Source organism: Streptomyces sp. DSM 40750 (assembly GCF_024612035.1).
Classification (GTDB): domain Bacteria; phylum Actinomycetota; class Actinomycetes; order Streptomycetales; family Streptomycetaceae; genus Streptomyces.
This window is the reverse complement of sequence record NZ_CP102513.1, coordinates 919,827-941,256: the sequence shown is the minus strand read 5'-3', so window position 1 is coordinate 941,256 and position 21,430 is coordinate 919,827. Positions and strand designations below refer to the sequence as shown.

The following is a 21,430-nucleotide window of genomic DNA, read 5'->3' as shown; positions in this document are numbered from 1 at the left end:
CCGAGCTGATCGGTGACCCGGTCGAGCGGTTCGGGGCCGTCGTGACGCACCACGGTCCGGTCACCGGTGAACTCGATTCCCCGGTGCCGCACGTCTGGACGACGTGGTCGCGCCGGGGTGCGCTGCTCACAGGTAGCCGGCGTTCTGCGGAGCCACCGCGCCCGCTCAGCAGCACCATGGGCCTTCTGAGTTGGCCCGTTCATCCGTCCCCACCTCATGCAGGCACGGGTATGAACCCCATGGACATCATGGCGGCCCATCGCAGTGGCACGTGGCCACCGACGGCACCCACCTCCTCGCCCTGCACGGTAAGAAGCTCCACGCACTGCCCGCCTTGGCGCCCCCGCCTCACGGAGGGGGCGCCAAGGCGGGCTCAGTAGACTTCAGTAGCCGACGCGTTGGGGCTGTGCCCGCAACGCGCCCAGGATCCACGGCACGTGATCGCGGTCGGCGGCGATCAGCACTTCGCGGTCGCCGTCCCGGCATTCCACAAATAGCGGCCGGACGAGGCCGGTCGTCCGCGGGGCCAGCGCCACTCTGGCGTGGAGACGGACGAAGGCCAGGGACGCGGGCAGGGGTATACGCCCCGCCATGCCGCGCGGGTCGGGCGTGGCCGCCAGGCCGGCCGGGCCGACGACGAGGTGGTCACAGTCCTCGCGGCTGTAGGGAACGTCGCCCAGGACCCGAGCGGGCAGCAGCAACTCGGTCACCGGGACGCCCACCTGGACACCGGCCAGCAGCGCGGCAGCCCGCCGCTCCGCCTTGGCCCGCTCCCCCCGCCAGCGCAGGGCGGCGATCAGCACCGCGCCGGCCGCGGCAACTCCCGCGGCGGCGGCCCCGACAGCCGGAGTCGGCGACGCCACCACCGCGGCCACGGCGACGATGGCGTAGAGCATGGCTGTCACGAACGGGACCGAGGTGTGCCACCGGCCGACGGACTCGATGCTGCGGCCGGTACGCCGCAGCCGGCGCACCCAGTAGGCCATCCACAACACCGATCCCCCCAGGGGTGTCAAGGACACGGCCACCAGCATGAGGGGCAGATACGAACTGACGGGGTACGCGGTGGTGGTGAGCAGTTCGTCGTCGCGCGTGGTGATCTCGCGTATCTCGTGGCGCCAGCCGGTGACGGTGACCGGCTCCCCCTGCTCGACCTTCTTCTGGTTGGAGACCCCGGACTGCAGCCGCACCCGCTGTTGGGAACCGTCTGCGAATCCGAGAACGAGGTAGTACCTCTTGTACTTGCCTCCGCCGGTGGTGTCCTTGCCGAGGACGGTGGCATTCCGCCGGCTGAGGCAGTCACCCGGTGCCTCCGGTGGCGTCCCCACGGGGCATTGCGGGGCGGCGGTGTACGCTCGCTCGTCCGCCAGCGCCGACGGCATCATGACGGCAGGCGTCCCCACACCGGCGATCACCAGCGGCAGCCCCAGCAGCACCAACTGCCAAGGCTTGATCACGTTCTTGCGGTACATCGGCACGACCGGCCCCCGTTCGCCTGCTGACCACACCATCGGTGATCCGCAGGCATTGTGCACCAGCCGACCTGCCGTCCATGGCGTGCCGGTGGCAACGGCGAGGACGCCAACCCGCGCCCGAGAGGAACCCCTGGTGGTCCGGGCACGGGCGACGCCGATCCGCGGCCCGGCGCCGACAGGGTGTCACCTCACGGTGCCGGACAGGGCGAGCGCGCCGAGAGACCCTCCGGCCGCACCGAACGGATGGGCGTGGGGCGGGGCCTCGGAGGCTCGTCGCTCCGTGTCTACATCAGACCGTCTCTCAGAACACGATCGAGCGCCGCCTGGCCTGCGGGTCCCCATGTCGGCTTGCCGCCAGGAAGGCCCCGGTCTCCGTTCTGGCCCATCAGCATGAGGAACAGGCTTTTCAGAGCGGCCAGTCCGCGGGCGCGCTGGATCGTCGCCTCGTCCGCGTGCGCGTACACGTCGAAGAAGCGTGAGGCGGCGCCCGCGGGAAGGACCACCCATGCGGCTGCGAGGTCCCACGCCGGATCGCCGGCGAACATGTCTCCGAAGTCGATCACGCCCGAGAGTGTCCCGTCCGAGACGACGACATTCGCGGGATGAAGGTCACCGTGCACCCACACCGGCGGGCTCTCCCACTCGGGGGCCGCGACGGCATCGTCCCAGACGGCCCGGATGTCGTCGGCGATGCCGCCGGGTGCAACGGCTTGAAAGAAGTGGTCGAAGCCGTCCGTGCACTTCTTGGGGTGAGCGCCGCGGTCCGAACCGGTCGGCGCCTCGGCGGGCGCCTCCACATGGAGCGCCCTGAGGAAGCCCGCCAGAGTGTCGGCCGCGTGGTCGCCGCGGCTGATCGAGGTGTAGTCCAGTGGCTCGCCGGGGACCCACGTCATGATGGTCCAGGGCTTCGGGAAACGCGCGGACGGTTCACCGATCCGCACAGGCTCGGGGACCGGGAGCGGCAGGCGTGGGGCCAGGACGGGCAGCCATCGGCGCTCCTTGCGCTGGAGGTCCGGGGCACGTTCTGTACGCGGCATGCGCACGGCCAACTTGTCCCCGAGGCGCCACTGTTGGTTGTCCCATCCGCCCGCCACTTCGCGGATGGCCAGCCCTGTGAGGTCCGGATGCTGCTCCTGCAGCAGGTCGTGGACCAGGTCTGCGGTGATCTCGATCTCGGCGTCGGTCATACGGAGCCACGTTACTGGGGTATGCGGAGCGGCTCTCCCTCCCCGGAATACCGCCTCCCCGGACACCCGGACCCCAACAGCCACCCAATATCGGCGTGGTGGGGTGGGTTCGTCGATGGCACGCCGCCCTGGCAAGTACCTCAGTGCTGTCAACGCAACTCGTGAACAAAGCCGACCACCACAAGTGCCCTGTCCGAGAGCGAGAGCTGTCTTGGGGGTTGGTGAACCGGGGCGCGGCGCGGATTTCGCGCGTGCCGCGCGGTGCCGAGCAGATCGCATCGGACTCGCGGCGGCTGTTCGGTGACCCGAGCGGGGAGCCGGGGCCAGGGGGCGAGGAAAGTCTCCTCGCTCGGGTCTGTCGACAGCACCGTGCGGTCCCTATGCGGTGTGTATGCCGCGTTCCGCCGTGCCGTGGGTGCAAGCGTGCGAGGTGGCCGTGCGGCGGCGAAGGAAGCGGGGCAGGGAGAGGGCGAGGTCGATGAAGCCCTCCGCCTGCATGGCGGCGAAGCCGGTGCGGGTGAGATGGACATGCCGAGGGCCGAGGGCCGGTAGGTGAACTGCGACACGGCACCGGCCGGAACCAGTACGACGGCGGCCCGCCAGGCGCGGCGCTTGCGGCGGCGCAAACCGTGCACGAGCAGGAGCAGCAGCAGACAGGCGCTGAGGGAGAGCGCGGCGGCCAAGATCGCCAACAGCATGCTCAGGCCATTGAAGGCAAAGAGTGCGCTCGCTCCCTTTCGTCAGCGCGAGCGTGGATTCCCTCGTTCGTACAGAAACCGCTTCCGTCTCGCTTCAGGCAGAGCAGCCCCAGTAGGCGGCCGGCATCATCGACCACCGCCAACCGGCGTCGCGCCTCGTGGATCATCCTTGTCGTAGCGGCATCAAGTGGGTACGACGGCTGCACCGTTCTGCCGAGGAGGGCCCCGAACTCCGTAACGGGCGTGGAGTTTGGGGCTTCGGGGATGTCCGCTCGCTCGATCGTTGTGACGAGCCGTCCATCCGAGTCGACGACCAGGGCCATGTGGACGTGGTCGTCGCTGAAGAGAGCTCGGAGGTCGTCCACGCCGGCGAGCGGTGTCAGGGTCTTGGGACAGGTGACCATCACATCTGCGACGCGATCGCGCGACGCGGCTTCATCGGTCATCGATCATCCGCCGCTGATCGGTGGCAGCACGGCGATCTCGTCGCCGTCCTCGCACGGGGCGCCGCGCATGTCGTCGTACGGTGTCTCTCCATTGAGCCACACCCGAGAGTTCGCCAGCACTTGGGCGAACTCTCCGCCGTAGCGTCGGCGTGCCTCGTCGAGAACCTCGCCGAGCGTGCTGCCGGGAATCACGTCGCAGGCTCGGCCTGCCGCCTCCCGCGCGGCCGCGAACAGCAGCATTGTGGGCATGAGGCGATCCGCCTTTCTCCAGGTCACCCGCCGATGTAGGACATCTCGACACGATCGCCGCGCGCTCGTGTGCGGCGCCCGCGCAACTCCGAATAGCGGTCTTCCCGGGCGCCCCAGAGGGCGCGGACGGCCGAGCGCAGTTCCTCGTCGGAGGCGCCCGCTCGCACCATTGCCCGCAGGTCGGTCCCGCCGGAGGAGAACAGACACGTGTGCACCTTCCCGTCGGCGGACAACCGGGCCCGCGTGCAGTCCCCGCAGAACGGCCGCGTCACCGAGCCGATGACACCGATCTCCCCGGCGCCGTCCCTGAAGCGGTAGCGGGTGGCCACCTCGCCGGGGTCGGTCGCGCCGAGCGGTTCGAGCGGGTAGCGGTCATCGATGAGGCGCACGATCTCGGCGGCGGGCAGCACCTCGCCGAGTTGCCACTCGTTCGTGGCTCCCACGTCCATGTACTCGATGAAGCGGAGGATGTGGCCGCTGTCCCGGAACCGCTCCACCATCGGCAGTACGCACCCGTCGTTGACCCCCCGCTTCACCACCATGTTCACCTTGACGGGGGTGAGGCCGGCCCGTGCGGCGGCATCGATGCCGTCGAGGACCCGGCGCACCGGAACCGCGGTGTCGGCAAGCGCCCGGAACACGGTGTCGTCGAGCGAGTCCAGGCTCACCGTCACCCGGCGCAGCCCGGCCTTCGCCAGGCGTTGCGCCATCGCCGGCAACAGCAACCCGTTGGTGGTCATCGCGAGGTCGAGCCCGGGAACCGAGGCGAGCAGCGCCACGAGGTCGGCGACGCCCCGGCGCAGCAGCGGCTCGCCCCCGGTGAGGCGGATCTTGCGCACGCCCAGGGAGGCGAACACCCGGGCCAGGCGTGCGATCTCGTCGAAGGTCAGCAGGTCGGCGGGCTCGAGGTAAGGGTGCCCCGGGCCGAAATGCTCGCGCGGCATGCAGTACCGGCACCGCAGGTTGCACCGGTCGGTGATGGAGATCCGCAGGTCGCGAAGCGGACGGGACCGGCGGTCGGCGACGGACGGAATCATCACGCCGCCGACTCCGGGTTACGGGCGAGGCACCAGCGGTGCGCCGAGGCGGTGACGTCGTCGATCTGGTTCCCGGTCGCCACCCAGCCGCTCACGCCGTCCCCACCGTGTTCGCGTTTCCACACCGGAACGGACTCCTTGAGGACGTCGATGCAGAAGCGAGCCGCGGTGAACGCCTCGCCGCGGTGGGGTGCGGACACCACGACCAGCACGCTCGCCTCGGTGACGGGCACCGGCCCGATGCGGTGGAACAACACCACGCGCCCGACGGCGGGCCACCGGTCTCGGGCGGCGAGGGCGATCCGGCAAAGCCGTGGCTCGACGTGCCGGTCGTACGCCTCGTAGTCGATCCCGAGGATCCCGCTACGGTGCCCCGCCAGGTCGTCGTTGCTGTCGCGTACCGTGCCGGTGAAAGTGACGACCGCGCCACAGTGCGGCATGGTCGCCCACTCGATCGCCTCGGCGACCGGGACGCGGTCCCGAGTCAGGCCCACTCGGATGTTCTCGATCGATTCTTCCCGTTCTTCCGGACAGCAGATTTGATCATTCACGACGGCTATCACGATGCGTTCCCTCGCGTTCTTGATCGGCGCTCGCGTTCATCCTCACCGGCCGGGGCCGCCCGCACAGGACTCCGTGCGACAGGCTTTTGACCAGCGGCGACCGGAACGCGTCAGTGAGACGGGATTTTCCGGTCTTTTACATGGCGACAACGATCCGCCTATGGAATCGGCTGAGAATTTCGCCCACCAGCACTCGTCCAACGCCGAGTGGGCACGGCATGCGAGCGAGGTGGAGCCATGACAGCGGCGGCGGCGTCGAACGAGACGAACACCAGCCAACGGGAGGTCTGGCGGGACCTGCTGCGGGACCATTTCGTCAGCCTCGACGTGGACGTCGAACGGGACTACGGCTCGTTCGACGGCGCCGTGCACAGCAGCTTCCTCGGCCACCTCCAGGTGTCGGGAGTCCGCTCGGTGGACCAGGACGTCATCCGCACAAAGGAACTGCTGCGGTGCGACGGCGAGCGCTACTTCCAGGTCTGCCTGGTCCGCCGGGGTGAGGCGCGTGCCACGCAGGACGGGCACGAAGCGACCCTTCGCCCCGGCGACTTCGTCATCTACGAGACAGAACGACCTTTTCACTGGGCACTTCGCTCGGATGCCGCCTCCCCCTACTGGGACCTCGCCGTCTTCACCTGGCCCCGCGACACGATCCAGCTCAGCGACAGTGAGTCCGTCTCGCTCACCTGCCGGACTCTGGACGGCGGCAGCGGCATCACCGGGGTGCTGAGCAGGATGCTGACCGACGTACTCGTCGCGAAGCCGACCGTCAGCGAGGCCGGCGCCCTCCGGATCGCCGATGAGATCGGCGACCTGGTGGCGACCATCGCGACGGAGACGCATGGCCTCGGCGAGGGCACCGACCGCCACGCGAGCCTGCTGCGGCGGATCGACACCTACATCGACGAGCACCTCGGCGATCCGGACATGTCCCCGGAACGCGTCGCGCAGGCGCACTTCGTGTCGACGCGCCAGCTCCAGCGGATGTTCGCACGCCGCGGACAGACGGTGTCCCAAGTGATCCGGCGCCAGCGGCTGGAGCGGTGCCGACGTGACCTGCTGACCCGCCGGGGAGGCGACGCCACACTCACCGAGATCTGCGTCCGCTGGGGGTTCACCGATCTCGCCGTGTTCAGCCGGGCGTTCCGCGAAACCTACGGCACCTCACCCACCGCCTACCGCACTCGGGCCCGGGCATAGGGCCTGTCTCTACCCGTCGCTGGAGTGTCCTGGCACCGTGCCGAGCGTGGGATCGACCAGCGGGGCAAGGTTGTTCACCGCGAGTGCGGCCTCGCCGAAACCGACCGAGATCAACGCGACCCTGCCGTCGTAGCCGGCGATGTCGCCCGCGGCGTACACGCGCGGCCGGCTCGTGCGCATGGTCCGGTCCACCGCGATGTGCCGACCCCGCATCTCGAACCCCCACGTCGCGAGCGGGCCGAGGTTCGCGACGAAGCCGAGGGCGGCCACCACCGCGTCGGCCCGCAGGTTCTCGGTCGCCCCGGTCTCGAGGCTCATCAACTCCACCTGTTCGACGCAGTTCTCGCCGCTTATCCGGTGCACCTCGTGCGGGGTGTACAGCCGCACGGACGACGCGCGCAGCTGCCGGACGCTGTGCTCGTGTGCCCGGAACCGGGGCCGGCGGTGGACGAGCGAGACCGTGCGGGCGAGCGGTTCGAGCGCGAGCGCCCAGTCCACCGCGGAGTCCCCGCCGCCGACGACCACCACGTCGGCGCCGGCGAGTTCGGCCGGCTTCGGCACGAAGTAGCGAAGGCCGCGGTTCTCGTACTCGGAGCCCGTCGGCAGCGGGCGTGGCGTGAAGCTGCCGATCCCGCCGGTGACCAGTACGGCTTTCGCCTTGACCACCGTGCCCCGGTGGGTGGTGACGGCGATGCCGTCCGCCGTGTCCTCCAGTGTCTGCGCGGTGTGGCCGAGCAGGTAGCGGGGTTTCGCCTGCGCCGCCTGCTCGACCAGGGCGTCGACGAGGTCCTGCGCCTTCACGGCGGGGAATCCGGCGACGTCGTAGACCTTCTTCTCGGGATAGAGCGCCGCCATCTGGCCGCCGGGCTCGTCGAGAGCGTCGATCACCGTGACCGACATGCCCCGGAACCCGGCGTAGTAGGCCGCGTAGAGCCCGACCGGCCCGGCGCCGACGATCAGCAGGTCACTGTCGCACGCGTCGCCGCCGGAACCGGACACGGTCTCGTGCTCAGTCCTCACCGGTGCCACGCCTTTCCCGCAGCAGGGGATGGTCGACGCCGACCGGTCCGCGCGAGGACGCACCGCCGGCCGCGTCCTCGTGCTCCTCGAAGAACTCGACGGCGGCCGTGGCGAACGGGGCCAGGTCCACGGGGATCTTGTGCTCCCAGTGGATCGCGTCGCTCGGGCAGACGGTCATGCACTTCCCGCAGTCGACGCATTCGTCGGGGTGGATGTACATCATCCGGTCGCCCTGGTAGATGCAGTCCACCGGGCATTCCTCGACGCAGGACTGGTCGAGGATGTCCACGCAGGCGTCGGTCACGACATACGCCATGGGTCAGGCCTTCTCTATCTGGACGAGTGTGTCGGAGAACGTGGGTGCGTTGCCCAGGTCGGCGAAGACGGTGGGATTCAGGGACGCCATCGTGGACAGCGACGTCGTGTGCATGCGCCAGCCGCCGTACGCCGAGACGGCGACGCCCGCCAGGACCGACTTGTCGACCTTCGCCTTCACCACGAACGAGCCGCGCTCGTTGAACACCCGAACGTCCTCGCCGGTGACGATGGAACGCGCGGCGGCGTCGTCGGGATGGATGAGGACGTTGGGCTCCCCCTGCACGCGCCGGTGCAACGGCAGGTTGGCGCTGCTGGAGTTCAGGTAGGCATGCGACTTCGGGGTGATCAGGCTGAGCGGGTGCCGTGCGGCCAGCTCGGGATTCGCGCGCGTCGACTCGCGAGGCGAAACGTAGTGCGGCAGCGGATCGACCGGGGTGCCCGGCTGATGGTCGTTGGAGCCCTGCCGGAACAGCGGCACCACGAAGTTCCCGACGGTCTCCGCGATGGAGGACTTGAACTCCACCTTGCCGGACGGGGTGGGGAAGTCGCCCTCCGCGTACGGGGCGTACTGGTCCGGGGGCGGTACGGTCAGCCGCTGCCAGCCCTTCTCCTTCAGCGACTCGACGGTGATGCCCCGCATGGCGGGCGCCGACCAGTCGAACGCCTCCGCGATCATCTCGTCGTCCGTACGCCGGAACACCGCCTCGGTGAAGCCCATCCGCGCTGCCAGCCGCCGGAACAGCTCCGTGTTGGGTACCGCTTCGCCGAGCGGCGTGATCGAGCGGTGGTTGTAGGTGACGTAGAGGTGGCCCCAGGAGAACATGATGTCGTCCTGCTCGAGCTGTGTGGTGGCGGGCAGCACGATGTCGGCGAACTGGGCGGTGTCGGTCATGAACTGCTCACTGACGACGGTGAACAGGTCCTCCCGCTTCAGGCCCTCGATCAGCCTCTCCTGATCGGGGCAGGTGACCACGGGGTTGGAGTTGTAGACCATCAGCGCCTTGAGGGGCGGATCGAGTTCGAGGCCGCCGGTGAGGGCCTGCCCCAGCAGGTACTGGTTCACGACCCGCTTGCCGGGCTGAAGCATCTCCGGATGCATCATCGCGCCCCAGTTGACCGGGAACGCCCACAGCGGCAGCTGCAGAATCCCGCCCCCGGGGTTGCGCCACGCGCCGACCAGCGCGGGCAGGGAGGCCAGCGCCCGCACCGTCTGGCCACCACCGGCATGCCGCTCCACCGCAACGCCGATGCGGATCACGGACGGCTGCGCGGAGGCATAGCCGCGAGCCAGTCTGCGGATGTCCTCTGCCGGGACGCCGGTCTCCTCGGCGGCCCATTCGGGGGTGTACTGCCGTACCCGCTCCGCCAGTTCGTCGTAGCCGACGGTGTAGTTGGCGATGTAGTCGTCGTCGGTGAGTCCCTCTTCGGTGATCACGTTCATCATCGCCAGGGCGAGAGCTCCATCGGTGCCCGGCCGGATCGGGATGTGCCAGTCGGCGGCCCTCGCGGTACGGGTCTTCACCGGATCCACCACGACCACCGTGGCTCCCCGCTTGCGGGCTTCGGCGATGAACGGCCACAGATGCAGGTTGGTGCTCATGACGTTGCAGGCCCAGATCAGGATGAACTTCGAGTGGACCAGGCTCTCCGGGTCCACTCCGGCGCAGTCGCCGATCGTCATCGTGTAGGCCGTGCACGCACCGGAGTCGCAGTAGGTACGCTCGGCGACGGTGGCACCGAGCCTGGCGAAGAACGGATCGCCCACGTTGAGCCCGTTCAGGATTCCCTGGGTGCCCAGGTAGCTGCACGGCATGATCGCCTCGGGCCCGAACTCCGCGGAGACCGCCCGGAACCGGTCCGCGATCTCGTCCAGCGCCTGGTCCCAGGTGATCCGCTCGAACTGACCGCTGCCCTTCGGCCCCGTGCGCCGCATCGGGTACAGCACACGGTCCGGGCTGTAGACCCGGTCCAGATAGTTGTCGACCTTCACACACAAGCCGCCGCGCGTGTACGGATGTTCACGGTCACCGGTCACGCTCACGGCTTTGCCGTCCGTGACGGTGATCCTCATCGCGCAGGTATCGGGGCAGTCGTGCGGACACGCACCCCGCACCTGGGTCGTACCGGTTGCCGCTGTCGCGTTCATGTGTCTTCCCCTCGGATCGTGCCTTCCCCGATCGTCGAGGACCCGACCGCCGACGGTTAGGCAGCAGGCGACAGGCTCTTGACCATGGGCGACAGACCGGGATCACCTCCCCTCCAGGGCACGGTCGATGGTCGCTCGTGTGATGGCGACGTGCTCTCGACCCTTGTCCACCACCCGAATTCTGTGGTGGTCGAGGAGGTCGCGGTCGACGTGCCGTGTTGGCCATCGCGGCGCGGACGGTAACCCGCGAGGCGGCCTTCCCAGGTTGTGGCACAGAAGCGACGCGAGCGCCACGCCGCGGTGCGGGGTGTGTCGAGATCGGTCGTGTGCCTGAAGCCGGCTCCGGTGGCGCGGCCCGGGATCAGTTTCCGGCTTCAGTTCCCCGCTTCAGCTTGTGCATGGAAACCGATCGGTTTACAGTGAGGCGAAAGGAAACCGATCGGTTTCCCAGATGAGTTCGGGAGTGCATGATGACGACGAATCGGCCGGTGGCCCTGGTGACGGGTGCGTCCTCCGGTATCGGCAGGGAGGCCGCGCTCGCGCTGGTCGCGGCGGGTTTCGAGGTGGCCGGCACGGGCCGCGACACCTCGCGTGTCGCCCCGCTGCGGGGTGTGACGTTCTTCGACCTCGACGTGGTCAGTGACAAGTCGGTGACCGCCGTGGTCAGAGAGGTGATCGACCGGTTCGGGCGGATCGATGTCCTGGTCAACAACGCCGGTATCGGTTCGATCGGCGCGGCCGAGGAAACCTCCCTCGCGCAGGCCCAGGGCGTCTTCGACATCAACGTCTTCGGGGTCATGCGCATGGTGCGGGAGGTCCTTCCGCACATGCGCTCTCAGGGGCGCGGGCGCATCATCAACCTCTCGTCCGTGCAGGGGTTCATCCCCGCTCCCTACATGGCTGTCTACGGCGCGTCCAAGCATGCGATCGAGGGCTACTCCCAGTCCCTGGACCACGAGGTGCGGCAGTACGGCGTCCGCTCGCTCCTGGTCGAACCCGCCTACACCAACACCGGGTTCGAGGCCAACAGCGCCAAGCCCGACACCCCCCTGCAGACCTACGCCGACCAGCGGCGCGTCTTCGACCGCCTGATGACGGAGGCGATCAAGGGCGGTGACGACCCCGCGGTGGTCGCCAAGGCGATCGTCACGGCCGCGACCGACACCAAGCCGAAACTGAGCTACGCCGCCGGCCCCATGGCCGGACGCGCACGCCTGCTCCGCTTCGTTCCCGCCTGGGTCCTGGACAAGCAGATCCGCAGCATGAACAAGCTCACCGGCTGACCCCCGCCACCCGCCACCCGTCATCCGCCACTGGCCATCCGCCACCCGCAAACCCCATCGCGCCGTTGATTCCGGGAGAGACCCGTGTCCGAGACCCTGCACTCCGCCGCCGCTACCGTCGCGCGCTGGCGCTCCGCCGAGGAACGCGGTGACGTCGACGCCGCGGTCGCGTGCCTGAGCCCGGACGTCGTGCTCAGCTCGCCGCTCACCGACCAGTTCCGCTTCGAGGGATCTGACCAGCTGCGCGACTTCCTGACCGTGGCGTTCGCGGCGGTCAAGGATGTCCGCTACCACACCCAGACCGGCGAGGGCGACACGTACGCGCTGGTCTACCGGGCGCGGGTGGGTTCCCAGCCGTTCGAGGAGGTGCAGATGCTGCGGCTCGACGACCAGGCACGCATCACGGAGATCACGCTCTTCGGGCGTCCGATGCCGGCCCTCACCGCCCTGATGCACCTCATGGGTCCGGCGCTCGCCCGCCAGCAGGGCCGCCGGGGCCTCGCGACGCTCATGAGCGTCGCCACCATGCCCATTCACGCGATGGTCTCCTCGGGGGACCGCGGCATGGTCGCGAAGACCCGCCCGGCAGCCCGGTAGACCTGACAGAACCAGGTCCACCGGCCGTTCGACCCCGTTCCCCTTCCAGGAGCTGGCGGCAGCCGCAGGCGATGTCCCCGGCGCACAGCGCTCCTGGTGGCGGCCTCCACCGGCCACGGCAGCATCCGGCCGATCCCCCCAACGCGCCGAGGCGATGCGGCAACCCGCCGCACCCTCCAGCGACTTGACCCAACAGGAGACGCTCCCATGAAACGACGTACGTTCCTCACCGCGACCACCGCCTCGCTGGCCGCCACCCAACTCGCCGGACCCGCCTCCGCCTCCACCTCCACGTCCGGTTCAACAGCCAAAAACTACGAGGTCGTTGCCCGCTTCTGGGGCGCGATGCCCACGGGTGTCACCGTCTCGCGCCGCGGCCGCATCTTCGTCAACTTCCCCCGCTGGGGCGACGACGTCCCCTTCACCGTCGCCGAACTGCGCGGCGGGAAGCCGGTGGCCTACCCCGACGCCGAGGTCAACCGCCAGGACGCCTCCGACCTGGCCGGGCACTTCCAGTCGGTACAGAGCGTCGTCGTCGATGCGGCCGACCGGCTGTGGATCCTCGACACCGGAAGCCCGCTGTTCGCCGGCTCCTCCTACGGCGGCCCCAAGCTCGTGGCCGTCGACCTGCGCACCGACCGGATCGTACGGAAGATCCTCTTCCCGCCCGAGGTGGTGCCGGCGAACAGCTACCCCAACGACGTACGCCTCGACCTGCGGCGCGGCGCCGAAGGCACGGCGTTCATCACCGACTCGGGCGGCTCCAACGGCATCATCGTGGTCGACCTCGCCACCGGCCGCTCCTGGCGGCGACTGACCGGACACCCCTCCGCGCTCCCGGACAAGGACTTCCTTCCCATCATCGACGGCGAGCCCTTCATGGTCCGCCCCGCCGGCGGCGAGCCCGTCCACTACGAGACCGGCTCCGACGGCATCGCTCTCAGCGCCGACGGCACACGCCTCTACTACTGCCCGCTGTCCAGCCGCCGCCTGCACAGCGTGTCCACCGACGCCCTCGCCGACCCGCACGCCACGGACACCGACGTCGCGGCGACCGTCGAGGACCACGGGTTCAAGCCGATGGCCGACGGCCTGGAGAGCGACGACAAGGGACGCCTCTACGGCGGCGACCTGGAACACAACACGATCTGGCGCAGAAACCCGAACGGCACCTACCAAACCCTCGCCCAAGGGGCCGACCTGCTCTGGACCGACACCCTGTCCATCGCCACGGACCGGCACCTGTACGCCATCGCCAACCAGCTCAACCGCCTGTCACCATTCCATGAGGGCCAGGACCTGCGCCGCAAGCCCTACCTCCTCATCCGCCTGCCGATCAACGCCGGACCGGTCAGGCTCGTGTGACCTCTCCCGCTCGCGTCAGGAGCCGGGCATCCCCGTGGTGATCCGCCATGCCGACGATCTGGTCGCCTTGTGCGTCAGCGAGGAACAGGCCCCGCAGGTCAAGCAGCAGCTCGCGGTGTGACTGGCGCCAAGGCGATTGGCCATCAACGAGGACAGGACGCGCGTCGTCCGCCTCGAAGAAGGCTTCGACAACGCCGGCGGCGAGCATGAAGGTGGCCGCGCCGTCCGGAGGTCGTGCGGCCGGACGGGCGGGAGACCGGAGGCGGCGGTGAGCCGCTCGAAGAGGTCGGTGACCTTGCCGGAGTGCGGCCAGGAGCCGGCCGTCCTCCTGGGAGTCCCGGCTCGGGGCGCAGCGTGTGCGGGCTGCGGTTCTCCGTGTGTCCGAGGGGCGACCGCCGGCCGGAGCTCAGCGCAGGCCGGCGAAGAGGTCGTTCTCGGGCAGGGGCGCGCCGGTGGTGTCGTGGACCCGGACGAACGTCTCCACGCCCATGAGCTGCGTGAACCTCTCCTTGCCCATCCGCAGGAAGAAGATGTTCTCACCCTGGCTGGCATGCGCGGCCAGCGCGTCGAACTTCTGGCTGCCGAACTCGGTGGTGTCCACCCACGTGGTGATCTCCTCGTCGGGCAGGCCGATTTCGGGCCCCTCTCCGGCCTCGGACGGATCGGGCTCCTCCCATTCCGCGCCGAACTCGCGCATGATCTGCCCGAACTCCTTCATCATGGAGCGCGGCGCCGTCGTCCAGTACACCTTCGACGCCATCCCGGTCAGCGACAGCGCTGCCATCGTGATCCGGTTCGCCTGGATGTGATCGGGGTGGCCGTAGAACCCGTTCTCGTCGTAGGTCACGACGACATCAGGCTGGTAACGCAGCATCAGTTCGGCCAGCCGAGCGGCTGCCTCATCCACGGGTGTACTCCAGAACGATCCGGGCGCGGTGTTGGCCGGCCAGCCCATCATCCCGGAGTCGGCGTACCCGAGCAGCTCAAGATGACCGACCCCCAGGACGTCACAGCTCGCTTCGAGCTCGCCTCGACGCATCACGGCAACGGCGGCCGGATCATGCCCGGGGTCGCCCGGCTTGGCACCCCCCGGACCGTCACCGCAGCTACCGTCGGTGCACGTGACGAGCACCGTGCGGATGCCCTCCGCCGCATAACGCCTCAGGACACCCCCTGTTCCCGTAGCCTCGTCGTCCGGGTGGGCGTGCACTGCCATCAGCGTCAAAGGCCGGTCAGCCATGAAATCCATCCCCTGGTCGGTCAAGCGATCTGTGCCAGTCTGCGGCACAGCGGTACGTGACTGCCCGCAGCCCGCCGAATCCGTCCGGTGTCCCAGGATCCGACAGGGCTGGGTTCACCCGGTGTGTCAGGCCCCGGATCGCGGCTGCGGTGACCAGATATCGACGTCGTTCAGCGGCCCCTCAATATTGGCCACCGGGCCCCACCTGGTTGAAGAGCGGCGCGTGACGTCCCGAGGCGGCCCCACTGCCGCTCACCCGCAGGACCACCAGGTGGGGCCACCGCAGACCGTCATCGCGCGCCTGTCGGCGCCACCGTCGAGCGAGGCGAGGATGACACCGGCACCGCGGCCACGACCGCGGGCTCGGCGTTGCCGGCGGGCACATGCTCGCCATCGGCGCGTCAGGTCTTCTGCGCGGTGGCGTGCTGCAGGGGAGCGGCGGGATGGGGAAGCGGGATCCTCTGCGCGAGTTTGTCGCCTTCGACGTCCAGGTCGGGCAGGAGGCGGTCCAGCCACACGGGAATCCACCAGGCCTTCTCCCGTGCGAGCGCCATGGTGGCCGGGACGAACGTCATGCGGATGACGAACGCGTCGATGAGAATGCCCGCCGCCAGTGCGAATCCCGCCTGTTTGATCATGGGCTGCGCGTTGAAGATGAATCCGGCGAAGACCGAGACCATGATCGTGGCCGCGGCGATCACGACGGCGCTCGCCCGGGCGAATCCGGAGACGGTCGCGTCGAGCGGGTCGGCGCCGTGCATGCGGGCCTCGCGCATCGAGGTGACCAGGAACACCTGGTAGTCCATGGCCAGTCCGTAGAGCACGCCGGTGACGATGATGGGCAGCAGGCTCACCACGGGTGCGCTCGCGTCGAGTCCGAACAGCGCCTGCAGCCAGCCCCATTGGAAGACGGCCGTGGTGATGCCGAAGGTGGCGGCGATGCTGAGCAGGAAGCCGAGAGTGGCCATCACCGGGACAACAACCGAGCGGAAGACCAGGAGCAGGACGATCAGCGAGAGCCCGAGAACGGTGGCCACGTAGAGGGGCAGGACGTCCCCGAGGCGGTCGGACACGTCGATCGCGAGGGCGGTGAAGCCGGTGATGCCGATGGTGACGCCATGGGTTTCGCGGATCTCCCGGCTCTTCTCCCGCACGGAGGTGACGAGGTCCTTGGTGCCGTCGTCGTTCGGTCCGTCGCCGGGGATGAGACTGAGGACGGCCACGGTGCCGGCGGTGTTCATACCTGCCAGAGAGATCGAAGTGGCGCCCTCGGTGTCCTTCAGGTCGGAGACGACCGCGGCGAGGGCCGTGGGAGTGAGCGGCCGCCCGCTGTCGGAGGAGCGGGCGACGAGCATGAGGGGGCCGTTGTAGCCGGGGCCGAAGGTGTCGCTGACCTCCTCGTAGCTCTGCCGCTGTGCGGTGTCGGGGTTGTAGCTGGCGCCGGACGGCAGACCCATCCTCATGTCGAGGGCGGGCAGCGCCAGAACCAGGGGGATCAGGAACGCCGCGGTGAGAGCGGGGTACTTGTGGCGGACCAGGCGTGATCCCCAACGGGTGGCCCGTGTCTGTGCGGCGGCGGAGGCCTGCTGCTGCGCCGTGCGTCGGGTCCTGGCCGAGCAGATGCGCTCCTTGACCAGGCCCAGGAGCGCCGGTAGCAGGGTCAGGGCGAGCAGGACGGTGATGGCGATCGTGGCCGCGGCGGCGAGGGCCATGGTGCTGAGCAGGGTGATACCGACCACCAACAGCCCGGCCAGGGCGATGATGACGGTGCTGCCGGCGAAGAAGACCGCGCTGCCGGCGGTGCCGATGGCGCGGCCGGTCGCCTCGTGCGCGTCCAGGCCGGTGTCCAGGATCAGCCGCCGTTGCCGGTTGACGATGAACAGGGCGTAGTCGATGCCGACGGCGAGCCCCAGCATCAGGGCCAGTACGGCGGTGAGCGAGTGGATCTCGAAGACCGTGGAGAGGGTGAAGGCACCGCCGACGCCCACCGTGACACCGACCAGCGCGATGACCAGGGGCAGGCCGGCCGCCACGACCGACCCAAGGGTGACCAGCAGGACGATGGCCGCCACCACGACGCCGACGATCTCACCGACGCCCACGATCTCGGGTATCTCCATCATCGCTGCCGACGGCAGGACGTCGAGGTGGGCTCGTTCGGCCTGCCGCTCGGCGGCCTCGACGGTGCTGTCGATCGTGCCGGAGGGCAGCTCATAGGTCTGCTCGTCGAACTGGAACTGCATCAGGGCGGTGGAGCCGTCGGCAGAGACGACGACCCCGGGCACCGGTTGGCCGTCCTGCATCAGCGGGGCCGGCACCTTGCCCGCCGTCGGCTGCCCGGCGGCTTCGGCCACCGCCGCCTGGGCCTGCAGCAGCGGGCTCTTCTCCCCCTTGGACAGTTCGGCGGCGAGGACCTCGCGGGCGTCGATGACGTGGTCGTGGCGGTAGACCGCGTCCACCGCGGCGATGAGAGCGGCGCGGCTGTCCTCGCCGTCGACCCGGATCCCGTCCTGCGCGCGGAACACCAACATGCCCTGCCCGCCGGACGCCTCGGGGAGGGACTGCGCCAGATCGTCGATGACCTCCTGGGCGGGGGTGCCGTCGATGCGTACCTCATTGCTCAGCTTGACGGGGTTGACCGCGAGCAGCGCCACCACGGCGGACACCACCGCCACCCAGCCGGCGATCACATACCAGGGCCTGGCGTAGGCGAAATGCCCCAGCCGGTACAGCAGTACAGACACACCCTTCTCCCTTCTCCGGCGCACCCTGTCGGGCACGCGCATCCGAACGAAGTGAGAGGGTACTACCAAAACGATAGGTGACTATCAGAGCGGTAGGGTGCTATCAACGCGCGGGTGATTGAGTAGTCTGCGGTGCAGATACGGGAGGGTCAGAGATGCCGAACGCCGCACCGCGCACACGCCGGCTCCGCAGGGTTGACGCCCGCTCCAGCGTGGAGCGCATCATTGCGGCCGGACGCAATGTCCTCGGCGCGGGTGAGGGCTCTTTGGAGCAGATCGCCGCCGAGGCGGGCGTGGGCATCGCCACGCTCTACCGGCACTTCCCCAACCGGGAGGCCATCGTCCGGGCCGTCCTCGACGACATCCTCGAGACCGACCTCCTCCCACTGATCAACGACGCCACGTCCTCCCGCCACCCGCGCCAGACCCTCCTGGACATCGCCACCCGGCTACTCGACCTGATCACCGAGGAGCGGGGACTGGTCACCTTCGCCGCCAACTTCGCCGACGTCGCCGTGGACGCCCTCCAGCGCCTCAGTGAGTCCCTCCGCCCCCTCCTTGAGCACGCACAGGAGCAGGGCGAGATCCGGACCGACCTCACCGCGGACGACATTCCGCACTTCCTCGTCATGGGCATCGCCGGCCTCGCGCTCCCCGGCACCACGCCGTCCATGCGGGCACGCTTCATGGCCCTGCTCTTCGACTCGCTCAACCCCGCCAGTGCCTCCCCTCTCCCACCGGCACGCGCGGAAACGGAAGATGACGACCTCCGCGCCGCGATCAGCAGCGTCGTCCGGGACTGACTTCCGGAGCCGAGGCTGACCCCCAAAGGCGCCTGATCGCCGCGAGGCCGAGGAGCCCCTCCACGGCAGAGTCCGGGCTACCGGGAGTGAGGGGAGGGCATGTCCGGGGCGGTCCTCGTGTGTGTCTGATCCCCTTGGCCAGAATGACCCCGCTCGGCCGATGGCGAACGCCGCCCTGTACCGGGACCCGTGCGCTGTTCGGCGTGGTCTTCGGGCCCTTGGCGCCCGCGCCTCGCCGGGTGCGGCGGCGCCCCCGCTGCGAAACCACTCCGGCCACGCCAAATCGGCTCCGGCCCTGGTCCCGTGGCTCGCCGGCCAGGTTCTCACACTGCCGTACCGTCACCGACTCGTGCCGTGAGTCCACGATCTCTGACCCGTGGCTGCGTGATGATGGCCGTCGGCCTCGCGCCGGCCGCACTCTTCGGCTTCGGTGTGACGGGCTGGTACGACCGCAGGGGGCTGCACCGCATCCCCGCCGAGACGAAGCCCGAGAAGACCGCTGTTCCGGCGTAACGGAACGCGCTCATAGATCATCACGGGCGGGGCCATTGGTGCGGAGTGGTCCCCTGTGTGCGGCGCCCCGTGGTGACGAGAGGCGCGCACACCATCAGGGCTCGGCGACGGTCTATCCCTCAAGATCGTCGCCGAGTCTCTGGGCGGACTTCAGGTGTCCGCACGGCGCCGGGCGCCTGCCCGACCCCCCCCTGGAAACCGATCGGTTTCTATTTCGCCCGATTCGAGTTAACCTCATGGTATGACCACCGAAGTGAAGTCAAGCCCCAGAGAACGGCTGCTGGAGGCAGCGGCCACGCTCACCTATCGAGACGGTGTCGGCATCGGCGTCGAGGCGCTGTGCAAGGCGGCGGGCGTGTCGAAGCGTTCCATGTACCAGCTGTTCGAGAGCAAGGACGAACTGCTGGCGGCGAGCCTGAAGGAACGCGCCTCCGCCTTCGTGGCCGGACTCCTGCCGCCGGCGGACGATGGCCGCTCCCACCGCGAGCGGATCCTGCACGTCTTCGAGCAGGTGCAATCACAGGCAGGCCTGCCCGAGTTCCGAGGCTGCCGGTACCTGGCCGTACAGATCGAGCTCAAGAATCAGAGTCACCCCGCGAGCCGGGTGGCCCACGGCATCAAGGCGAACCTGACGGGGTTTTTCCGCGCCGAGGCCGAACAGGGTGGCGCGAGCGATCCCGACCTGCTGGCCCGGCAGCTCATCCTGGTCTTCGACGGTGCCAGTGCCCGCGCGGGAATCCAGGCCGACAACCTGAACGGGCTCATCGCGCCCACAGTGGCCGCGCTGCTCGATGCGGCAGGCATGCGCTGACGCTCCCGTCCCCGTGCGGGCTCGGCGACCGAACGCTCTTCCAGGTTGATGTCCTTCTCCGGCAGCCGGAGCAGCGCCCGCGGGTTTCACGCCCCTGCTTCCCGATCGTCGGAGAAAGGGCCGATGGCCATAAGAGTGTGCCCAGCATGCCGCAGGCAAAGAAGCTTGTGGTCCCTTGGGCGTCGGCTTCCGGCGACAGGTGCACGGTTTCCCACAGTCTCATCCAGCCGACCCGGAGGAGCTCGCCCATCTGGTCATCGCCCTCTGCCTTCGCGGCCGCGACGACGGCGTATCCCCGCATCTGCATCAGGAGCATCTCGGGGCGCGTCGAGATCAGCCGCGCGTACTCGTGCACCATGGCACGCAGGGCCTGCTCGCCGTCCTCCGCCCCGTCGGCCGCCCGCTCGAAGGCCAGGCGGGTGTCTTCCACACTTGGCACCAAAGCGGCGACAGTGACCGCCTTTTGTCCGGGAAGGGCCGGAACAGGCAGGGCTGTGCGACACCAATCGCCTCTGCGGAAGTGCCGTAGTGCCCGTGGGGTGCGAACTCGGCGATCGCTGCGCGGACGACGCTCTCGCGTCACTGCAAAGGCGTCGGGGCCGTCGCGCCTGTCTTCCCCGTCGTCGCGAGCCTCGCCCACACGCCCGCAGTACTCGAGCGGTCCTTGCGCCGCCGACGGTCGGCCGCTTTGGTCGCCGACCCAGGCCGGCCCGCACGGCGCCGGCCGGGCACGCCGGCGAACACCGAGCCGTACAGCGCGCCACCCTCAAGTCATTCCGCTGAACTCCGCCTGAGACCCAGCCAGGCCACGTCGATCACTGTCGAGGGCTCGCGGCTTCACCGGCCTGTGCCGGGCGAGTACGGACTCCGCCGACGGATACGAGACCAGCACTCGAAGCCTGAGCTCCGCCCGACTCCACCTCGACACTGCGCGCCGTGGTCATCCGCGGCTCGACCGACTTGCATGACGAAACCGATCGGTTTACGGTGGTGGAACCGATCGGTTTCCCTCTTTGTGGAGGTAGTCATGACAGCAGTCAAGGGCGCCAACGTCTTCGTCACCGGAGGCAGCCGTGGCATCGGCAAGATGCTGGTGGAGGAGCTCTACACGCGCGGGGCCGGCAAGGTCTACGCCACGGCCCGTGACCCGCGCTCGGTGACCCACCCCGATGCCGTTCCGCTGGCGCTCGAGGCCACTGACCCGGCATCCGTGGCAGCCGCCGCCGAGCAGGCCCAGGACGTCACCATCCTGATCAACAACGCCGGGGCCTCCGTCCGCGCTTCGTACCTCAACTCCCCGATGGAGGACGTGCGCCGGGACCTGGAGACCAACTTCTACGGGCCGCTGCTGGTCACCCGGGCCTTCGTGCCGATCATCGAGCGCAACGGCGGGGGCCACATCCTCAACGCCCACTCCGCCCTGTCCTGGCTGGCCGACGGCACGCCCTACGGCGCCTCCAAGGCCGCCCTGTGGTCGCAGACCAACTCTCTGCGCCTGGAGTTGCAGCCGCGCGGCATCGCGGTGACCGGGCTCCACATGGCCTACGTGGACACCGACATGACCGCGGGCGTCGACGCACCCAAGGCCGATCCCCGCGACATCGCCGTGGCCGCACTCGACGGCATCGAGGCAGGGGCGCACGAGGTGCTGGCCGACGACACCACCCGCTGGGTCAAGTCCCAGCTGTCCGCCGACCTGGACGCCATGTACGCCCAGCTGAAGCAGTAGCACGCA

At 69.2% G+C, this 21,430-nt stretch carries 21 protein-coding genes and 1 pseudogene; 8 read left to right on the top strand and 14 right to left on the bottom strand.

Annotation, left to right across the window (positions count from 1 at the left end; genetic code table 11):
- Positions 1-383: 383 nt before the first annotated feature.
- The 6 genes from JIX55_RS04420 to JIX55_RS04390 form a co-directional block, all read right to left on the bottom strand.
- The gene (locus JIX55_RS04420; protein WP_257561899.1) at positions 384-1,511 is read right to left on the bottom strand and encodes a hypothetical protein; all 1,128 of its coding nucleotides are present in this window, start codon (positions 1,509-1,511) and stop codon (positions 384-386) included.
- Positions 1,512-1,759: 248 nt separating this feature from the next.
- On the bottom strand, positions 1,760-2,662 hold the full coding sequence (locus JIX55_RS04415) for an aminoglycoside phosphotransferase family protein (protein ID WP_257561898.1): 903 nt from the start codon (positions 2,660-2,662) through the stop codon (positions 1,760-1,762).
- Positions 2,663-3,362: 700 nt separating this feature from the next.
- Positions 3,363-3,806, bottom strand: a complete 444-nt coding sequence (locus tag JIX55_RS04405; protein ID WP_257561897.1) for a CBS domain-containing protein — start codon at positions 3,804-3,806, stop codon at positions 3,363-3,365.
- A 3-nt stretch (positions 3,807-3,809) separates the two neighbouring features.
- Positions 3,810-4,055 carry a MoaD/ThiS family protein gene (locus JIX55_RS04400; RefSeq protein WP_257561896.1) on the bottom strand — a complete coding sequence of 82 codons (246 nt, stop codon included), beginning with the start codon at positions 4,053-4,055 and terminating at the stop codon, positions 3,810-3,812.
- 23 nt (positions 4,056-4,078) lie between these two features.
- Positions 4,079-5,092, bottom strand: coding sequence for a GTP 3',8-cyclase MoaA (moaA, locus tag JIX55_RS04395; RefSeq protein ID WP_257569211.1), 1,014 nt, complete (start codon positions 5,090-5,092; stop codon positions 4,079-4,081).
- Positions 5,092-5,586 (bottom strand): molybdenum cofactor biosynthesis protein MoaE, encoded by a 495-nt coding sequence (locus JIX55_RS04390; protein ID WP_257561895.1) that lies wholly within the window; start codon positions 5,584-5,586, stop codon positions 5,092-5,094. Before JIX55_RS04390 ends, moaA begins: the two co-directional genes overlap by 1 nt.
- 306 nt (positions 5,587-5,892) lie before the next feature.
- Between JIX55_RS04390 and JIX55_RS04385 the strand changes: the two genes are divergently transcribed.
- Complete coding sequence (locus tag JIX55_RS04385) at positions 5,893-6,855, top strand: helix-turn-helix domain-containing protein (RefSeq protein WP_257561894.1); 963 nt, start codon at positions 5,893-5,895, stop codon at positions 6,853-6,855.
- Between the two features lie 9 nt (positions 6,856-6,864).
- Here the strand turns inward: JIX55_RS04385 and JIX55_RS04380 are convergent, their stop codons facing one another.
- From JIX55_RS04380 to JIX55_RS04370, 3 genes are read right to left on the bottom strand one after another with little or no spacing between them, the layout of a single operon-like run.
- Positions 6,865-7,875 carry an NAD(P)/FAD-dependent oxidoreductase gene (locus JIX55_RS04380; protein ID WP_257561893.1) on the bottom strand — a complete coding sequence of 337 codons (1,011 nt, stop codon included), beginning with the start codon at positions 7,873-7,875 and terminating at the stop codon, positions 6,865-6,867.
- Positions 7,865-8,191, bottom strand: a complete 327-nt coding sequence (gene fdxA, locus JIX55_RS04375; RefSeq protein WP_257561892.1) for a ferredoxin — start codon at positions 8,189-8,191, stop codon at positions 7,865-7,867. The genes JIX55_RS04380 and fdxA overlap by 11 nt, the downstream gene beginning before the upstream one ends.
- A 3-nt stretch (positions 8,192-8,194) precedes the next feature.
- Positions 8,195-10,339 carry a molybdopterin-containing oxidoreductase family protein gene (locus tag JIX55_RS04370; protein WP_257561891.1) on the bottom strand — a complete coding sequence of 715 codons (2,145 nt, stop codon included), beginning with the start codon at positions 10,337-10,339 and terminating at the stop codon, positions 8,195-8,197.
- A gap of 470 nt (positions 10,340-10,809) precedes the next feature.
- Here JIX55_RS04370 and JIX55_RS04365 point away from each other — a divergent pair, with 470 nt between their 5' ends.
- From JIX55_RS04365 to JIX55_RS04355, 3 genes are all read left to right on the top strand, one after another.
- Entirely contained in the window at positions 10,810-11,622 is an 813-nt protein-coding gene (locus JIX55_RS04365; protein WP_257569210.1) for an oxidoreductase, read from the top strand.
- An 84-nt stretch (positions 11,623-11,706) separates the two neighbouring features.
- A complete protein-coding gene (locus JIX55_RS04360; RefSeq protein WP_257561890.1) occupies positions 11,707-12,219 on the top strand; it encodes a nuclear transport factor 2 family protein in 513 nt (170 codons plus the stop codon).
- Between the two features lie 207 nt (positions 12,220-12,426).
- Positions 12,427-13,584: a major royal jelly family protein gene (locus JIX55_RS04355; RefSeq protein WP_257561889.1), complete on the top strand. Its 1,158-nt coding sequence runs from the start codon at positions 12,427-12,429 to the stop codon at positions 13,582-13,584.
- Here JIX55_RS04355 and JIX55_RS04350 read toward each other — a convergent pair.
- The 4 genes and pseudogenes from JIX55_RS04350 to JIX55_RS04340 form a co-directional block, all read right to left on the bottom strand.
- On the bottom strand, positions 13,571-13,792 hold the full coding sequence (locus tag JIX55_RS04350) for a hypothetical protein (RefSeq protein ID WP_257561888.1): 222 nt from the start codon (positions 13,790-13,792) through the stop codon (positions 13,571-13,573). The genes JIX55_RS04355 and JIX55_RS04350 overlap by 14 nt on opposite strands.
- A pseudogene (locus JIX55_RS51350) lies at positions 13,775-13,902 on the bottom strand (tyrosine-type recombinase/integrase); the annotation flags it as partial. The pseudogene JIX55_RS51350 and the gene JIX55_RS04350, both read right to left, overlap by 18 nt.
- An 88-nt stretch (positions 13,903-13,990) precedes the next feature.
- Complete coding sequence (locus JIX55_RS04345) at positions 13,991-14,824, bottom strand: PIG-L family deacetylase (protein WP_257561887.1); 834 nt, start codon at positions 14,822-14,824, stop codon at positions 13,991-13,993.
- 401 nt (positions 14,825-15,225) lie between these two features.
- Entirely contained in the window at positions 15,226-17,568 is a 2,343-nt protein-coding gene (locus tag JIX55_RS04340) for an MMPL family transporter (protein WP_257561886.1), read from the bottom strand.
- A 155-nt stretch (positions 17,569-17,723) separates the two neighbouring features.
- Between JIX55_RS04340 and JIX55_RS04335 the strand changes: the two genes are divergently transcribed.
- The 3 genes from JIX55_RS04335 to JIX55_RS04325 all read left to right on the top strand — a co-directional run bounded on the left by JIX55_RS04335 (position 17,724) and on the right by JIX55_RS04325 (position 19,695).
- On the top strand, positions 17,724-18,371 hold the full coding sequence (locus JIX55_RS04335) for a TetR/AcrR family transcriptional regulator (protein ID WP_257561885.1): 648 nt from the start codon (positions 17,724-17,726) through the stop codon (positions 18,369-18,371).
- 354 nt (positions 18,372-18,725) lie between these two features.
- Positions 18,726-18,884, top strand: coding sequence for a hypothetical protein (locus JIX55_RS04330; protein ID WP_257561884.1), 159 nt, complete (start codon positions 18,726-18,728; stop codon positions 18,882-18,884).
- Between the two features lie 241 nt (positions 18,885-19,125).
- A complete protein-coding gene (locus JIX55_RS04325; protein WP_257561883.1) occupies positions 19,126-19,695 on the top strand; it encodes a TetR/AcrR family transcriptional regulator in 570 nt (189 codons plus the stop codon).
- Here JIX55_RS04325 and JIX55_RS04320 read toward each other — a convergent pair.
- A complete protein-coding gene (locus JIX55_RS04320; protein ID WP_257561882.1) occupies positions 19,646-20,125 on the bottom strand; it encodes a hypothetical protein in 480 nt (159 codons plus the stop codon). The genes JIX55_RS04325 and JIX55_RS04320 overlap by 50 nt on opposite strands.
- 597 nt (positions 20,126-20,722) lie before the next feature.
- Here JIX55_RS04320 and JIX55_RS04315 point away from each other — a divergent pair.
- Positions 20,723-21,424: an SDR family oxidoreductase gene (locus JIX55_RS04315; RefSeq protein ID WP_257561881.1), complete on the top strand. Its 702-nt coding sequence runs from the start codon at positions 20,723-20,725 to the stop codon at positions 21,422-21,424.
- Positions 21,425-21,430: the final 6 nt, after the last annotated feature.

Bases quoted from the DNA above. Each gene is read 5' to 3' on its own strand.
- JIX55_RS04420 (WP_257561899.1), bottom strand. From the start codon at position 1,511: ATGGTGTGGTCAGCAGGCGAACGGGGGCCGGTCGTGCCGATGTACCGC.
- JIX55_RS04415 (WP_257561898.1), bottom strand. From the start codon at position 2,662: ATGACCGACGCCGAGATCGAGATCACCGCAGACCTGGTCCACGACCTG.
- JIX55_RS04405 (WP_257561897.1), bottom strand. From the start codon at position 3,806: ATGACCGATGAAGCCGCGTCGCGCGATCGCGTCGCAGATGTGATGGTC.
- JIX55_RS04400 (WP_257561896.1), bottom strand. From the start codon at position 4,055: ATGCCCACAATGCTGCTGTTCGCGGCCGCGCGGGAGGCGGCAGGCCGA.
- moaA (WP_257569211.1), bottom strand. From the start codon at position 5,092: ATGATTCCGTCCGTCGCCGACCGCCGGTCCCGTCCGCTTCGCGACCTG.
- JIX55_RS04385 (WP_257561894.1), top strand. From the start codon at position 5,893: ATGACAGCGGCGGCGGCGTCGAACGAGACGAACACCAGCCAACGGGAG.
- fdxA (WP_257561892.1), bottom strand. From the start codon at position 8,191: ATGGCGTATGTCGTGACCGACGCCTGCGTGGACATCCTCGACCAGTCC.
- JIX55_RS04370 (WP_257561891.1), bottom strand. From the start codon at position 10,339: ATGAACGCGACAGCGGCAACCGGTACGACCCAGGTGCGGGGTGCGTGT.
- JIX55_RS04365 (WP_257569210.1), top strand. From the start codon at position 10,810: ATGACGACGAATCGGCCGGTGGCCCTGGTGACGGGTGCGTCCTCCGGT.
- JIX55_RS04355 (WP_257561889.1), top strand. From the start codon at position 12,427: ATGAAACGACGTACGTTCCTCACCGCGACCACCGCCTCGCTGGCCGCC.
- JIX55_RS04350 (WP_257561888.1), bottom strand. From the start codon at position 13,792: ATGCTCGCCGCCGGCGTTGTCGAAGCCTTCTTCGAGGCGGACGACGCG.
- JIX55_RS04345 (WP_257561887.1), bottom strand. From the start codon at position 14,824: ATGGCTGACCGGCCTTTGACGCTGATGGCAGTGCACGCCCACCCGGAC.
- JIX55_RS04335 (WP_257561885.1), top strand. From the start codon at position 17,724: ATGCCGAACGCCGCACCGCGCACACGCCGGCTCCGCAGGGTTGACGCC.
- JIX55_RS04325 (WP_257561883.1), top strand. From the start codon at position 19,126: ATGACCACCGAAGTGAAGTCAAGCCCCAGAGAACGGCTGCTGGAGGCA.
- JIX55_RS04315 (WP_257561881.1), top strand. From the start codon at position 20,723: ATGACAGCAGTCAAGGGCGCCAACGTCTTCGTCACCGGAGGCAGCCGT.